Source organism: Kitasatospora sp. NPDC023120 (assembly GCF_055560835.1).
Map to the genome: position 1 here is coordinate 52,557 of NZ_JBVHHY010000032.1, position 14,966 is coordinate 67,522.

General features: G+C 72.4%; 9 protein-coding genes and 2 pseudogenes. 8 read left to right on the top strand and 3 right to left on the bottom strand.

What is annotated here, in order from left to right:
• Positions 1 to 292: 292 nt before the first annotated feature.
• A complete protein-coding gene (locus ACZ3TI_RS34495; RefSeq protein ID WP_465733342.1) occupies positions 293 to 793 on the bottom strand; it encodes an IPT/TIG domain-containing protein in 501 nt (166 codons plus the stop codon).
• 581 nt (positions 794 to 1,374) lie between these two features.
• Here ACZ3TI_RS34495 and ACZ3TI_RS34500 point away from each other — a divergent pair.
• The 6 genes from ACZ3TI_RS34500 to ACZ3TI_RS34525 all read left to right on the top strand — a co-directional run bounded on the left by ACZ3TI_RS34500 (position 1,375) and on the right by ACZ3TI_RS34525 (position 11,996).
• The gene (locus tag ACZ3TI_RS34500) at positions 1,375 to 1,635 is read left to right on the top strand and encodes a DUF5988 family protein (protein WP_465733344.1); all 261 of its coding nucleotides are present in this window, start codon (positions 1,375 to 1,377) and stop codon (positions 1,633 to 1,635) included.
• Positions 1,636 to 1,865: 230 nt separating this feature from the next.
• On the top strand, positions 1,866 to 3,152 hold the full coding sequence (locus ACZ3TI_RS34505) for a beta-ketoacyl synthase N-terminal-like domain-containing protein (RefSeq protein WP_465733391.1): 1,287 nt from the start codon (positions 1,866 to 1,868) through the stop codon (positions 3,150 to 3,152).
• Between the two features lie 81 nt (positions 3,153 to 3,233).
• Complete coding sequence (locus ACZ3TI_RS34510) at positions 3,234 to 9,740, top strand: SDR family NAD(P)-dependent oxidoreductase (RefSeq protein WP_465733346.1); 6,507 nt, start codon at positions 3,234 to 3,236, stop codon at positions 9,738 to 9,740.
• A gap of 89 nt (positions 9,741 to 9,829) precedes the next feature.
• Entirely contained in the window at positions 9,830 to 10,252 is a 423-nt protein-coding gene (locus ACZ3TI_RS34515; protein WP_465733348.1) for an ATP-binding protein, read from the top strand.
• A 380-nt stretch (positions 10,253 to 10,632) separates the two neighbouring features.
• Positions 10,633 to 11,775: a Mu transposase domain-containing protein gene (locus ACZ3TI_RS34520; RefSeq protein WP_465733350.1), complete on the top strand. Its 1,143-nt coding sequence runs from the start codon at positions 10,633 to 10,635 to the stop codon at positions 11,773 to 11,775.
• Positions 11,772 to 11,996 (top strand): hypothetical protein, encoded by a 225-nt coding sequence (locus tag ACZ3TI_RS34525; protein WP_465733352.1) that lies wholly within the window; start codon positions 11,772 to 11,774, stop codon positions 11,994 to 11,996. Before ACZ3TI_RS34520 ends, ACZ3TI_RS34525 begins: the two co-directional genes overlap by 4 nt.
• 156 nt (positions 11,997 to 12,152) lie before the next feature.
• Here the strand turns inward: ACZ3TI_RS34525 and ACZ3TI_RS34530 are convergent, their stop codons facing one another.
• A complete protein-coding gene (locus ACZ3TI_RS34530; protein ID WP_465733394.1) occupies positions 12,153 to 12,557 on the bottom strand; it encodes a hypothetical protein in 405 nt (134 codons plus the stop codon).
• Between the two features lie 14 nt (positions 12,558 to 12,571).
• Positions 12,572 to 12,850, bottom strand: a pseudogene (locus ACZ3TI_RS34535) (SMI1/KNR4 family protein); the annotation flags it as partial.
• Positions 12,851 to 13,109: 259 nt separating this feature from the next.
• On the opposite strand from ACZ3TI_RS34535, the pseudogene ACZ3TI_RS34540 reads away from it, so the two are divergent.
• Positions 13,110 to 14,269, top strand: a pseudogene (locus tag ACZ3TI_RS34540) (ISKra4 family transposase); the annotation flags it as partial.
• Between the two features lie 112 nt (positions 14,270 to 14,381).
• Positions 14,382 to 14,915, top strand: coding sequence for a CbrC family protein (locus tag ACZ3TI_RS34545; protein WP_465733354.1), 534 nt, complete (start codon positions 14,382 to 14,384; stop codon positions 14,913 to 14,915).
• Positions 14,916 to 14,966 lie beyond the last annotated feature (51 nt).

Here is a 14,966-nt window from a genome sequence, read left to right on the forward strand (position 1 = left end):
CTTCACCGCCGTGTCGGACAGCAGCCTGGTCGCCACGGCGCCGGCGGGCTCGGGCACGGTGCAGGTCACGGTGACCACCCCCGGCGGCACCAGCAATAGTCTCGCCTACACCTACACCGCCGCACCGGCGATCTAGGGCCGCCGCCGCTTCCGGGAGCGGCGCGGAGATCGGAGTCCCGTCCATGACGGGGTGTCCGACGGACAGTGAGCTCCGACAGCGAATGCTGTCGGAGCTCACTGTTCTCGTCCCGCCGGGTCATCTCGCGCACGGACCGGCGGTTCGGCCGCCGTCCTACAGGTAGGTGTAGGTGGCGCCGTTGCTGGTGCCGGCGGGCGTGGTCACCGTGACCGAGACGGTCCCGGATCCGGCCGGCGAGACGGCCAGGATGGCGCCGTCGCCCAGCACGGTGAAGTTCGAGGCCGGGGTGGCGCCGAACAGGACCGACGTTGCGGCGGACAGGCCGTGGCCCACGATGAGGACGGGCAGGCCGCCCGTGGCCAGGCCGATCGGCGGCACGAGCGCGAGGATGGTCGGCGGGGTCGGCGGCTGGTAGGTGTAGCTGAGGTTGTTGCTGGTGCCGCTGGGCGTGACCACCGTGACCGGGACGGTCCCGGTCCCGGGCGGGGCGACGGCCGTGATGGCGCCGTCGAACTGGACGGTGTAGCTGAGCGCGGGGGTGGCGCCGAACAGGACCGCCGTGGCCCCGGTCAGCCCGGTGCCGACGAGCAGCACGGGGTTACCCCCGGTCGCCGGACCCTGCGAGGGGACGAGTGCGAGGAGAATCGGGGACATAGGATTCCTCTTTTCCGTCTTCCGAACGCCTGACAAGGCCGTTGCGGCCGAGTCGGGGAGGCGTTTTCCTCACGGTAGGTTCGGGTTCCAGTGGGTGGCAATAGGGAATTCGATAAGGGTGGTAGCGCGAGGCCGGATCGGGGCGCACAACTTTTTCGACGCCTCGCCGAGCGGAGTCGGAAGCGACCAGAGGCTTGCCATTGGGTATTTTAGGTGAGCATGGACTGGTGCCTTCCCGGGTGCGCGTCGAAGAATTCTCGAGAATTCGGTGGAGAATTATGGCGGGAGCGCCCGTGAACTGGGGAGATCGTATGCGGAAGCGAGCCATTGCAGCCCTCTGACCTGCTGCTATGCCCATGGCTCGGCGCGCCTCGGGGAGCATGGAGCAGTTTTCGTACTTATCCTTGGCGGTGCTTCGGGATCGGGGCTTTGTTCGGATGGCATCACGGCTTCCGGGGCGTCCCCGTGATCTGGTGACTGTGGTGCGAGTGCGCCCCTGGCTCACGTCATGCGCTGTTGGTGTTCCTGGGTTGAACGGCTTTCCGCGAGGGTATTCCGTATGTGCACCGTCAACTGGCCGGATGATCGTCTTGAAGAATTCCTCTACGTTTCTGAATGGGAAGGTGAGTGTCGTGCCCAACTCTCTGCTCGTCTTCCTCAGGGGCGGCCCGATCGACATTCCTGAGATTCGGGAAGTGAAATCCGGGAACGCCGAGAGCAGATTGAGGATCCCCCGCGGGAACGGCTACGAGCACTTCGAGATCACGCAGGACTTCAAGGACGTCGGGGGCGTACTGATGCCCGTCTACCAGTGGTCGTACCGGACCGCCATCGCCGAGTAGGTGCGCCCGTCACCGTCTCCCCGGCATCCGACGCCGGCGCCGGGCCCCGGGAGCCGCACACCGACGCGGCGCCGCCCCGCATCACCCCACCCCACACTCCGAGGTGAGCAATGACCAGCGACCGTCCCGTACGAGTACGGACAGAGCATCAGCCCCGCACCCGTGGGGGGCGCGTCGTGAGCGGGCCCTCCAGCCCGCGTCCGCGACGCGGCACCGGCGAGCGGGACACCATGGTCACCGGCATGGGGTTCTGCCTGCCGGGCGAGGAGCAGCCGCTGTTCACCGCAGGCGAGGTCTGGGACGTGGCCTCCAACGGCCGCTCGTGCCTCAAACACCACGGTGTCTACTACGGCTCGGTCGATCTGCCGGACGCGGCGTTCGCGGAGCGCCTGCCCGGACTGCCGGGCATCTTCTCCCAGCACTACACCAACGCGCACCGCTACGGGCTGCTGTCCCTCGTGGAAGCCTGCTCGGACGCCCAACTGAGCATCAGGGACGGCGACCTCACCGACGCCGCCGTCCTGGTCGGGCGCGGGGGCATCGACGCCAACGTCTCCAGCTACCTCGAGGTCCTGCACGCCGACGCGCGCACCATCACGCCGCACCAGGCGATGGAGCTGTTCGTCAGGGCCCAGCAGGGGCTCACCCCTTCCGATGTGGCGCTGGTCCAAGGGGCGCTGATGCGCACGACCGGCCCCTGCTTCACCGTGTCGTGCGGCTGCGCGTCCTCCGCCGTCCAGATCGGCAACGCCCGCCGCATGATCGCGGACGGCGACACCGACCTCGTCGTCGTCACCGGCGTGGACGTGTTCGGCGTGGACGTGATCCAGAACGTCCAGCGTCTGCTGCACGGCGCCCAGCGCGCCTACGACACCATCCGCGTCGACGGCATGCCCGAACTCCTCCCGGCCTTCGACCGGGTCATGAGGCCCTACGACCGGCGGGCCGACTGCGTGAACCACGGGGAGGGGTCGGTGACCCTGGTGCTGGAGAGCCGCGACCACGCCCAGCAGCGCGGGGCGTACACCTACGGCCAGGTCCTGTCGCACGGCATGACCCGCGACGGCCTGTCCAACCCGCTCGCGAGCGACGAGAACGGCGCCTCGCTGGTCGCCGCCATCCGCAAGTGCCTCGGCGACCGGTGGGACATCGGCCAGATCCCCTACATCCACGGCGGAAGCGACGGCGACGTCGTCGTGACCGCGTTCGAGGCGAACGCCGCCCGACAGCTCTACGGCGACGCCGTCGAAGACCTCCTGATGACCTCCCAGGAAGCCTGCTTCGGCCACAACGGCGCCCCGGCGGGAGCCCTGGGCGTCGCCCTGACCCTCCTGATGCTGGAGCAGGGGGAGGTGTGCCCCACCGCGAACTGCGAGGAGCCGGCCGACAACATCTGCTTCGACCCCGTCCCCGGGCTGCGCACCCGGCACCTGGAGTTCGACTACGCGCTCACCTGCAACTACCAGATCGGTGGCGTCAAGAGCGCGATCCTGCTGGGCAGCTCGGACGTCGACTGACCCCGGCATCCGCCGACCGCACCGCCGGACGGCGAGCGCCCCCCCACCCCCGTCCGCGCAAGCGCGTAGGAGAGCATTGTGATGGGCCACGCAGAGAACCTGAGAGCCGCTGACGCGCACATCGCCGTCGTCGGCATGGGATGCCGGCTTCCCCGCGACATCGACTCGCCCGCCGCGCTGTGGCGGCTGCTCGAAGCCGGCCGGGACGCGGTCGGCCAACCTCCGATCGGCCGCGCGGGGCACGTGGCCGCGGCCCCGGCCCACGCCGCCGGGCCGATGCCGCCGTGGGGCGGATACCTCGGCGACGTCGCCGGCTTCGACGCCGACTTCTTCGGGGTCTCGGGCAAGGAGGCCGACGTCCTGGACCCCCAGCACCGGCTGCTCCTGGAAGTGACGTGGGAGGCGCTCGAACACGCCGGACTCCCCCCGGAGCGGCTGGCGGGGACCTCCACGGGACTGTTCTCGGGCCTGAGCTACACCGACTACATGGAGTCCCTCGCCGGCCAGCCCCGGGAACTCGAGGGCGCGGTCCTGACCAACGGTCACTGCGTCGCCCCGGGGCGCATCTCCTACCTGCTGGGCCTGCAGGGGCCCTGCGTGGCACTGGACACCGCGTGCTCGTCCTCGCTCGTGGCGGTCCACCTGGCCTGCCAGGCCCTGCGCGACGGCGAGTGCGACCTCGCGCTGGCCGGCGGCGTCACCCTCATGCTCGGCGCCAGGACGACGATGTCCTTCGCCCGCATGGGGATGCTCTCGCCCACCGGCCGGTGCCGGACCTTCGACGCGGCCGCGGACGGCTTCGTCCGCGGCGAAGGCTGCGGCGTCGTCGTCCTCAAGCGCCTCGAGGACGCGCTACGGGACGACGACCGCGTCCTGGCCCTGGTCCGCGGCTCGGCCGTCAACCAGGACGGCCGCTCCGACGTCCTGGCCTCGCCCTCCGCCGCAGCCCAGCAGGCCCTCTACCGCCAGGCCCTCGCCCGAGCCGGAACCGACCCGCGCGACGTGGGCCTGGTGGAGACGCACGGCACCGGCACACCCGTCGGCGACCCCGTCGAGTTCTCCAGCCTGGCCGCGGTCTACGGCACCGGACAGGGGCGCTGCGCGCTGGGTTCGGTGAAGACGAACGTGGGCCACCTGGAACCGGCGGCCGGCGTCATAGGCCTGATCAAGGCGGTGCTCTGCCTGCGGCGCGGGCTCGTCCCGCCCAACCTGCACTTCACCCGGTGGAACCCGGCCATCAGCGCCGAGGGCACCCGCCTGTTCGTCCCCACCAGCCTGTCCGCCTGGCCCACCCGGACGGCCTCGCGACTGGCCGCGGTGTCCTCCTTCGGCTTCTCCGGGACCAACGCCCACGTGGTCCTCGAACAGGCCCCGGCCCGCCGCCGCACCGTCGTCCTCCCCGGCACTCCCACCGCCGGCACCGCCGCACACGCGGCCGTGCCCGCCGGCGCCCCGCCGTCGCGGTCGCAGGCCGCCCCGCCCCACGTCTTCCTCCTCGCCGCCGGCTCCCCGGACGCACTGCCCGCCGCCGCCGCGCGCCTGGCCCGCTGGCTGGAGGCCGAGGGAAGCGCCATCCCCCTGCGCGACATCGCCCACACCCTCGCCCTGCGCCGCTCGCCCGGGCGCGGCCGGCTCGGCGTGGTGGCCGACTCCCACCGCGACCTGGCGCACGCCCTGCGCTCCTTCGAGGCCGGCCGCGCCCACCCCGGCGTCGTCCACGGCCAGGTGGGCGCGGGCGTCACCCGCCGTCCCGTCTGGGTGTTCTCCGGCCAGGGCTCGCAGTGGCAGGGCATGGGGCACGGCCTGCTCCGCCACGAGCCGGCCTTCGCCGAGACCCTGGCCGAAGCCGATGCGCTGATCGGCGCCGAGACCGGGTTCTCCGTCCTGCGGGCCGTGCGCGACCGCGAACACGTCAGCGGCTGCGGTCGCGTGCAGCCCGCGCTGTTCGCCCTGCAGGTCGCCCTGGCCGCCGTCTGGCGCGACCACGGGGTCGAACCGGCCGCCGTCATCGGCCATTCCATGGGCGAGGTCGCGGCCGCCGTCACCGCCGGAGCGCTCACCCTGGCCGACGGCGTCCGCGTCATCTGCCGGCGCTCCGCCCTCCTCACCCGCATCGCCGGAGCCGGCGCCATGGCGAGCGTCGGCCTCGACAGCGCGACCGTCGAGAACGACCTCGCCGCCATCGGCGACGGCACGGTGTCCGTGGCCGTCGTCGCCGCCCCCGACTCGACCGTCGTCGCCGGCACCGCGGCCGCCGTCCGGCACCTGACCACCGCCTGGCAGGCCCGCGGACTCGTGGCACGTCTGATCGACGTCGACGTCGCCTCGCACTGCCCCCAGGTCGACCCGCTGCTCGCGGACCTCGCCGCCGAGCTCGCCGAGCTCACCCCCAGCCGGCCGGCCGTCCCCTTCTACACCACCGTCCTCGACGACCCCCGCGACACCCCGGTCTTCGACGCCGCCTACTGGTGCGCCAACCTGCGCCGACCCGTGCGCTTCGGCGCCGCCGTGGCCGCGGCCGCCGCCGACCGCCACCAGGTGTACCTCGAGGTCTCGCCGCACGCCGTCGTCACTCGCCCCCTCGCCCAGAGCTTGACCGGCCTGCTCCACGAGCCGGTGGTCCTGCCGACACTGCGCAAGGGGGAGGACGACCGCACCACCTTCCGCACCCAGCTCGCCGCCCTGCACTGCGCGGGAGCCGCTGTCGACTGGTCCCGCCTCTACGCGGGCGGCCGCCTGGCCGACGTACCCACGCTGACCTTCGACCGCCGGCCCCACTGGACCGACACCACCCCGCCCGCAGCGGCCTACCCGCACACCGGGAGCGCCCCCGCCGCCCTGCCGGGAGCGCACACGGAGGTGCCCGGCGACCGGCCCCGCCACACCTGGCACGCCGACGCCGGCACCGACGTCCTGCCCTGGATGGACGACCACCGCGTCCACGGCCGGCCGGTCCTGCCCGGCGCCGCCTACTGCGCCCTGGCCCTGACCGCGGCCGGCGAGGTGTTCGGCGGGGCCGCGCACGACGTCGAGGCGACCGACATCCGCTTCCGCGAGCTGCTGCACCTCGACGCCCGCACACCCGTCGGCACGACCGTCACCCTGACCGGCGCCGACCGCGCCGACTGCGAAGTCTTCGGCCAGGACGAGGACGGGACCTGGGTACGGCAGGCCACCGCCGTCCTGCGCCGCACCGACGCCTGCCCCCGGACACCGGCGCTCCCCGTGGCCGCACTGGCCGCCGACCACCCCGTCGACCTGGACCCGCACGCCCTCTACGCGAGCCTGCGCGCACGGGGCCTGGAGCACGGACCCGCCTTCAGCGGCATCACCGAGCTGCGCGCCTGCGCCGGGGGCGACAGCTTCTGGGCCCGCGTGACGCTGCCGGACCCGGCCCGCACCGCCCCCCACGGCCTGCGGATCCACCCGGTCCTCCTGGACCTGTGCGCCCAGCTGGTCGTCGCCGGCCTGATCGACGAAACGGGCCACGGCCTGGTCCTGCCCGTCGGGATGCGCGCCGTGCGGATCCTCGCGGCCCCCGAGGACGCCTGCTACGCGCACGCCCGGCTCACCCGCACCGACGCGGACGCCATCGTCGGGGACGTGCGGCTGCTGGACGAGGCGGGAAACCCCCTCGTCGAGATCGACGCGCTGCGCTTCGTACGCCACGGCGCGGGGGCCGGCGAAACCGTCGACCGGTGGTTCCTCGAGACCCGCTGGCAGCCGGTGCCGCGCCGGGAGAGCCCCGAACCGCCCGCCCCGGGCCCCTGGCTCGTCATCGGCGAGGCGGACGGATCCGCCCGGGCACTGGCGGACGCCCTCGAGCTCGCCGGAGCCCGCACCGACGTCCTCGACCTCCCCGTCGACAGCGCCGCCCTCGAACCGCTCAAGCAGAGCATCGCCCGGCACTGGGACTGCGTACCCGCACCGTGCGCCGTGGTCCTCCTGTCCGCGCCGTCCACGCCCGAGGACGACGCCGCCGCGATCGCACTGCGCCGCACCCGCCGCCTGCTCGCCGCCGCGCAGAGCGCGATCGCGCGCGGCACGCCCGCACGCCTGTTCGCCGTCACCCGGTCCGCCCACGCTCCGGAGCCGGGGCAGCCCGCCGACCCCGCCCAGAGCGCCCTGCGCGGACTGGTGCGCGTCCTGACGCACGAACACCCGGAGCTGCGGGCGACCCTCGTCGACGCCGACCGCGCCGACACCGGCCTGCACCGGCTCGCGGCCGAACTCCTCGCCGACCCCCCCGAGGACGAGATCGCCCTGCGCGGCGACACCCGGCACATCGCCCGGCTGTCCTACACCCCCCTGTCGGAGACCGAACGCGCCACCGCCGTCACCCGCACCGTGCGCTACGGCGCCGACCGCTTCCAGCTCCACGCGGGGCGGCTCGGCGACCTCGACGCCCTGCGCCTGACCACCTCACCACGGCGTGCCCCCGGCCCCGGTGAGGTCGAACTGCGCCTCCACGCCGCAGGCGTGAACTTCCGCGACGTGCTCACCGCCATGGGCATGCTGGCGACCGACGACGAGGCGGGCTACCGCATCGGCTTCGAAGCCACCGGCGTGGTCACCGCCGTCGGAGCGGGCGTCAGGCACGTGTGCGTCGGCGACAGCGTCCTCGCCGCCGACGTGCGGGGCGGACTCTTCACGACCTTCGCCACCCTGCCCGCCGCCTCCGTCGCCCCCGTCCCGGCGGGCCTGCCCGCGGAGACGGCCGCCGGGCTGCCCGTCGCCTACCTCACCGCCTGGTACGCACTGCGCCGCCTCGCCAGGCTCGCCGGCGGCGAGCGCGTCCTGATCCACAGCGCCACCGGCGGGACCGGACTGGCCGCGATCGCGGTCGCGCGGCGCCTGGGCGCCGACGTGCTCGCCACCGCCGGCAGCGAGGACAGGCGCCGGTACCTGCGCGCGATGGGCATCCGGCACGTCATGGACTCCCGCTCGCTGGACTTCGCCGAGCAGACCCGCGACGCCACCGCCGGAGAGGGCGTCGACGTGGTGCTCAACTCCCTCTCCGGGCCCGCCATCAGGGCCGGACTGGAAACGCTGCGCCCCTTCGGCAGGTTCGTCGAGCTGGGTGTGCGCGACATCCTCGCCGACACCCCGCTGGGTCTCGCACCGCTACGGCACAACATCACCATGAGCACGGTCGACCTCGTCGAGCTCCAGGACACCCGCCCGGACACCTTCGCCGAGCTGCTGGGCGAGGTCCTGGCCGAACTCCGCCGGGGCACCCTCGCCCCGCTGCCGTGCCGGACCTATCCGCTCGCGCAGGCCGCCGACGCCTTCCGCCTCATGGCCGGCGCCGGGCACATCGGCAAACTGGTCCTGACGGTGCCCGGCGAAGGCCAGGCCACCGCCGTACTGCGCGACCCGCCCTCGCCGGTACGGGCGGACGGCGCCTACGTCGTCACCGGCGGCCTGCGCGGCGTCGGCCTCGCCACGGCCCTCTGGCTGGCGGGCCGGGGCGCCGCCCACCTCGTCCTCAACGGACGCACGTCCCCCTCGGCCGAGACCGAACGGGTCCTCGCCGCACTGGGCGACCAGGGGACCCGCGTCAGCGTCGTGCTCGGGGACATCGCGCAGCCCGGCGTCGCCGAGCAGCTGGTGGCCGAGGCCACCGCGGGCGGCGGGCACCTGCGCGGTGTGGTCCACGCCGCGATGGTCCTCGACGACGCCGCGGTGTCCAACATCACCGACGACCAGCTCGAACGCGTCTGGCATCCCAAGGTCACCGGCGCCTGGCGCCTCCACGAGGCCACCGCCGGACTGCCGCTCGACTGGTTCGTCCTGTACTCCTCCATGGCCTCCCTGCTCGGCAATCCGGGCCAGGGCGCCTACTCGGCCGCCAACGCGTGGCTCGACGCGTTCGCCACCTGGCGCACCGCCCTGGACCTGCCCGCGCTGGCCGTGAACTGGGGGCCCTGGGGCGAGACCGGGGTCGCCACCGGCTTCGCGGAGCGCGGCTACCGGACCATTCCCACCGCGGAAGGACTCGAGGCCCTGGGGGCGCTCCTGACCCACGGCCGCGTACGCACCGGCGTGATCCCGGGCCCGCCGGACACCTGGATCCCCCCGGCCGGGCGGGCCTCCTCGCTGTTCGCCCTCCTCACGCCCGAGGCGCCCGGCACCCCCGTACAGGCGTCCGGGCAGGACTCGGCGCGCGACATCCGGGGCGAGCTGCGGGCCGCGGAACCCGGTCTCGCCCGCCGCACGGTCCTCGAGGACTACCTGGCCGGACACATCCGCACCGTGCTCCGGCTGGGGGCCAGCACCCTGGACCCGCAGACCCCGCTGAACGCGCTCGGGTTCGACTCCCTGCTCCGCATCGAACTGCGCACCCGCCTGGAGGCCTCCCTCGGCGTTCGGCTCGCCGGCGACTTCGTCGCGGCCCACCCCACGCTGGCAGCTCTCGCCGACGGCCTCGCGCAGCACATCGGCATCAGCCTGACCGCCGACGCCCCACCGGATCCCCCCGGCGGGGCCGCGCCCCGAGCAGGGGACCTCCCCGCTCCCCGCTCGCCGCGCGCGGCCCAGCCGCCGGACGCCGCTGCCGGCACCGAACCGCCGAGGAGGAACCCATGAGCCCACTCCGTGGCGCCGGCGCCACGCCACTGCCGGACCGCGAAGCACGGGACCCCGGCCCTGCCGGGAGAGGGAACCAGGGGACGGCCATGACCTCCGCAGACTCGCCACGCTCGGACCCGCACGATACGCGGGGGCGGCGCGTCACCATGTTCGTCCTGCCGGAGGCCTACTGCGTGGGACCCGTGCGCCGTGCCGTGAACGCCATTCTCAGGCACTGGGAAATAGCACACCTCACCGACGACGCCGAACTCCTGACCACTGAGCTCCTCACGAACGCGATCCGGTACACCGACAGTGAGCACCGGATCAGGGTGACCATCGCGCTCGAGCAGCGGTGGCTGTCGATCGGGATCCGGGACCGCTCCGCGGTCGCTCCCCGGGCGCACCGGGCGACCGTCTCCCAGGAAAGCGGGCGCGGGCTGCTCCTGGTGGAGAGCATCGCCGGCTCGTGGGGGTACCGCTTCCATCTCGACGGGACCAAGACGGTTTCCTGCCGACTGCCGCTGTGAGGCCGCGCGCCGTTCCGGACCCCGCCGGCCGTGCCCGCGGCACGAACGGTCCGGCACCGGTCCTCCCGGCGCGCGCGATTCGAGCGTCCTTCGATATGCAATTCCCGCGCCGCTCGGCAGAATTCCCCAAGAAGTATATGGGATCGTATTGCGGAGGCGGGGTGGAATTCCCGGTCGGGGCAGCGGTAAACCCGCTCCCTGAAATTGTCCACGGCATATCCGGAAAGAAACGTTTCCGCTCCTTGAGCGGTTCGGTCGCATGCTGTATTTTTCGACTATGCCTGGCGGCCGCCGCTAATTCAAGGCGATTTGCGGCGGCGAAATTCCGACAGCTTGAGGTCTGGATGCTGAGTGCACAGGAATACCAAGAGATTTGCGCCATGCGCCACCAGGGCTGGTCCATCTCGGCGATCGCCCGGTGCATGGGCCGTGACCGCAAGACGGTCAGGGCCTACCTCAACGGGGAGCGGACCGTAGGGGTCCGGGCGGAGACCCGTGACGAGTTCCTGCAGTTCGTCCCGTACTGCCGGCAGCGCCTCGACGACGATCCGCACCTGCAGGCGAGAATGCTCCACCGCGAGATCGTCGAGCTGGGCTACGACCGCGCCTACTCGACCTTCACCCGCGCCCTGCGCAGGCATCTGATGTGGCCGTGTCGCGGACCGCGCCACCGCGGGAGGGCCAGCCCCGGCCGAGGCCCCCTGGAAGACGTGCAGTTCGACTGGGTACAGCTCCCGGCCCCGCCGGTCGAATGGGACTGCGGGCAGGAGATCTACCTGCTCATGGGCTCGCTCACGCAATCCGGCCACTGGCGGGCCGCCCTGGCCGGCACCAGCGACCTCCCGCACTGCGTGGAAGCCCTGGACCAGGTGCTGCGCCGCCTCGGCGGCACCGGCGCGCGCTGGTTATTCGACCGGACCGCGCCGGTCTGCTCGACGGCCGGCAAGGTGACCGCCGTCTTCCACGAGATCGCGATCCACTACGGTGCCTCCATCGCGATCCGCCCACGGACAGGAGTGCCCGACCCCGTCGTCCGCGCCCACCGCTCCGTCGTCCTCCACTGGTGGGACACCGCGGCCGGCGAACCCGGCGTGCAGGCGGCCCAGGACAGCCTCGACCGCCTCACCGGGCGCTCGGGCAGCCGGAACCGGCCGGCGGGCTGCCGCACCCGAGCCCTGCTGCCCCTGCCCTCGAAGCCGTTCCCGGCGCGCATCTGCGTCCAGCGCAGGGTCGACCCCGACGGACTCGTGCCGTTCGAGGGCAACTTCTACCTGCTCCCCGCGGGTCTCGTCGGCAACGAGGTGAGGATCCGCCGACGGCTGGACGAACCCCACCTGTCGATCACCACCACCCGCGGGGCGGTCATCGCCTGCTTCCGGAGGGCACCGAGGGGGGCGGGCCGGACGGTCGCCGAGCACGACGGCCCGATCGCCCTGGAACGGCCCGGCCGGACGTCCGGCGCCGCGGCGCGAGCCCGCAGGACACCGTGTCCGTCGACTCCGCACCCGAGGACTGCTCCGTGAGCATCGGCCCGAGTACCAGCGCGCTGCTCGAGACCACCGGCCGCACCCGCAGACAGGACATCACAGCGTCCTACGCGGCCCTGGCCCAGGCCTGCGCGGCCACCGGCGACGACGCCCGGCACGCCGAGCTGGTCGGCGACCACCCCCACGACGTCTGGTCGCTGCCCGCCTCGCGCGCCGTCGTCACCCCGAGGACGGCGGCGGGCGGGCGCTCGTGGTAGCGGACCCAGAACGGTGCCGCGCCCTGTTCCGCCTGGGGGCGGCAGCGGTGGCAGAGCAGGCCGCGATGAGGCCGGTGCGGGGGTGGGTGCAGTTCCTTTGAAGGGAAGGGTTGAGTAGCCGCGGTGCGTGGGTCGGTGCGGGTCACCAGCTCTTGATCATCGTGCTGCGTTCTCGCGTTGCTCAAGCCACTCGAGGTACCAGGTGCGGAAGGTGTGGGGGTTGCCCTTCGCGTCGAGGTACGGCTCGAAGGGCGGGTTGGTCGCGCAGTCCCGGTCGCGCAGTTCCCCGCGGTGCGGGCCGACGATGATGAGCCAGCCGGTCATCCCGCAGCCATTGTCGCTGATGGGGACCGCGCCCCGGCCGCGTTCCAGGTACCAGGCCTCGTCGCCGGCGTCGCCGAAGGCCTCGCGGTAGTCGTCCAGGTAGTCGATGTCTTCGTCGCGGGTGGTGGGTTCGTGCCCGGCGGCGCGCAGGGTCGCTCTCTGCTGGTCGGCCCAGTCTTCTGTCTCGACGAACGGCCCGCTGGCGTCCAGCAGCCAGTGGTACCCCCGTCGAGCCATCCCCATGTCCCGTCGATCCGGCACAACGGCGAGAGGTGGAGTGCCGGCCCGGGGCCACCGGCCCCGACCTCCGCCAGGAACGTGCGGTACTCGTCGGGGAGCGTGACGCCGAACTGTGCCTCGGCCTCGGCGATCTCGGCGGGTGTCAGGATCGGTTCGAACAACGGGTAGGACAACGGCCCACGGCCACGCGCTCGACGCTCGGCCTCCTCTACGGCGATGACGCGTTCCCGGACTCCGGACCAGTCCACGTTCGTGTTCACGGCTCTCCTATCGACGGCGAGCACGGACATTAGTGCCTGCCGCCGACATCCGGCCTCCGTCCGGGCTGTGTTCGGGGCTGGTCGTCGCCTCTACCGTGGTGGTGGAGGAGGGGTGACAAATGGGCTCGCTGTTCGAGGAGTTGAAAGCCCGCGAGGCAGCCGCTCGGGGCAGGGTGGAAAAGCTGGAAGCCGAGCTCGCTGATTTGTCCGGGAGGCTGGACTCGGCCCGTGAGGGACTGGAGCGCCTGCGGATCACGCGGGAAACGGTCCGCGAGGTGCTCGCCGATATGGACCCAGCGTCTGCAACGTCCACCCCGCCGACGCCGCGCTGTCGCTGCCGGCGGGCCGGCACTCGATAGGCCTGCGCCGGCTCGCGGTCACCGAAGCCGTGCGCGGCTCGTTCGACCAAGCCCAGCAGGCGGTCGAGCGCCGCTGCGGGAAGGTGCTGGGCAAGCGGCGGCTCGAAGAACTGGTGGTCGCGGCCGCCGTCGACACCGACGACTTCTACCGCGCCAGGATCCCGGTCCCCTGCGGCCGGAGTATGCCGCTGGTGGTCCCAAGTCGACGGCAAAGGCGTGGCCATGCGGCCCGAGGCCTGCGCGAAGCCACCCGTCGTGCCGCCGCGAAAGCCACGGGCGGTCACCGCGCACGGCTCGCGCCGGGCGACAAGCCGAACCGGAAACGGATGGCCACCGTGGCCTGCGTCTTCGACATCCGGCCCGCGCCGAGGCGCCCCCACGACGTGATCCACCCGCCCGGCGGCCGAAGCGGCGAGCGAAGTGGTGCACTGCCTCCCTCGTCCGCCCGCCCGAACAGGTCATCGCCGATGCCTTCGACCAAGCCCAGGCCCGCGACCCGGAGCACCTGCGGCCCTGGATCGTCCTGGTCGACGGCGCCCGCCACCAGCTCGACCTGATCACTGCCGATACCAGCCGACGCGACGTCACGGTCCACGTACTGCTGGACTTCGTCCACGTCGCCGAGTACGTCTGGGCAGCCGCCCACACCTTCCACAAACCCGGCACCACCGAGGCAGAAACCCGGGCCGCCGACCACCTGACCACGATCCTCGCAGGCCAGGCCGCCCGCGCCGCCCAAGAGATGAAGGATCAAGCCGACCATCAAGGACTGCCAGCCGCTCGGCGCGAGGCCGTCGACGCCTGCCATCGTTACCTGACCGGCCACCTCGACCAACTCCGCTACGACACCGCCCTCGGCAAGGGGTGGCCAATCGCCACAGGCGCGATCGAGGGCGCCTGCCGCCACCTGATCGGCGACCGACTCGACATCACCGGCGCCCGCCGGGGCCTGCCCGGAGCCGAAGCCGTCCTGCGACTACGCACCCTCGTCTCCAACGGAGACCTCGACGCCTACTGGCGCTTCCACACCGCCCACGAGCACGAGTGCCTCTGCCCCACCTACCAGCACAACCTCGACTTCACCGCTTGATCACGGGCTTCCTTGCGGACAGACTGCAACGCATGAGGTTCACAGGCAGGCCCGCCGACACACCGACCACCGGCGACGAAGCCAACCTCTCGAAGCCGGGACAGGCTCAAGAGTGAGCGCCGACCTGCCTTTCTTCCGCTACCACCCCGACCCCCTAGCGAGCGGATCGATCCGCGCGAGCACCGACGAATGCATCTGCTGCAACCGCAGCACCGGATGGATCTACACCGCGACCTTCTACACGGCCCGGGAGGTCAACAAGAGATTCTGCCCCTGGTGCATCGCTGACGGCAGCGCAGCTGAACGATTCGAGGGCGACTTCACCGACGCCTACGGGCTTGACGGCGTCAGCGAGGAGACGCTGGAGGAGGTCACCCGCCGCACCCCTGGCTTCCACTCCTGGCAGGACCCGCACTGGCTCGTCCACTGTCATGACGCGGCCGCCTTCATTGGCGAGGTCGGATACACCGAACTGGCGGCTCATCCCGAGGCGCTCGACCAGCTTCGGAGCGACCTGCGAATGGGCGGTTGGCACGACGCATCCCAGCTTGAGCGCTTCCTGAGTCACCTCGGCCAGGGAGCAAGCGCCATGCTCTTCCGCTGCACCGTCTGCGGCACCCACCTCGCCTACGCCGACGCCTCATAGCTGCCCCGCGCGGCCTTTCCCTTCCAAGGATCCGCACCCTTTTGCGTTTCC

Coding starts and splice junctions, on each gene's coding strand:
- ACZ3TI_RS34495 (WP_465733342.1), bottom strand. CDS start 793: ATGTCCCCGATTCTCCTCGCACTCGTCCCCTCGCAGGGTCCGGCGACC.
- ACZ3TI_RS34505 (WP_465733391.1), top strand. CDS start 1,866: ATGGTCACCGGCATGGGGTTCTGCCTGCCGGGCGAGGAGCAGCCGCTG.
- ACZ3TI_RS34500 (WP_465733344.1), top strand. CDS start 1,375: ATGATCGTCTTGAAGAATTCCTCTACGTTTCTGAATGGGAAGGTGAGT.
- ACZ3TI_RS34510 (WP_465733346.1), top strand. CDS start 3,234: ATGGGCCACGCAGAGAACCTGAGAGCCGCTGACGCGCACATCGCCGTC.
- ACZ3TI_RS34515 (WP_465733348.1), top strand. CDS start 9,830: ATGACCTCCGCAGACTCGCCACGCTCGGACCCGCACGATACGCGGGGG.
- ACZ3TI_RS34520 (WP_465733350.1), top strand. CDS start 10,633: ATGCGCCACCAGGGCTGGTCCATCTCGGCGATCGCCCGGTGCATGGGC.
- ACZ3TI_RS34530 (WP_465733394.1), bottom strand. CDS start 12,557: ATGGCTCGACGGGGGTACCACTGGCTGCTGGACGCCAGCGGGCCGTTC.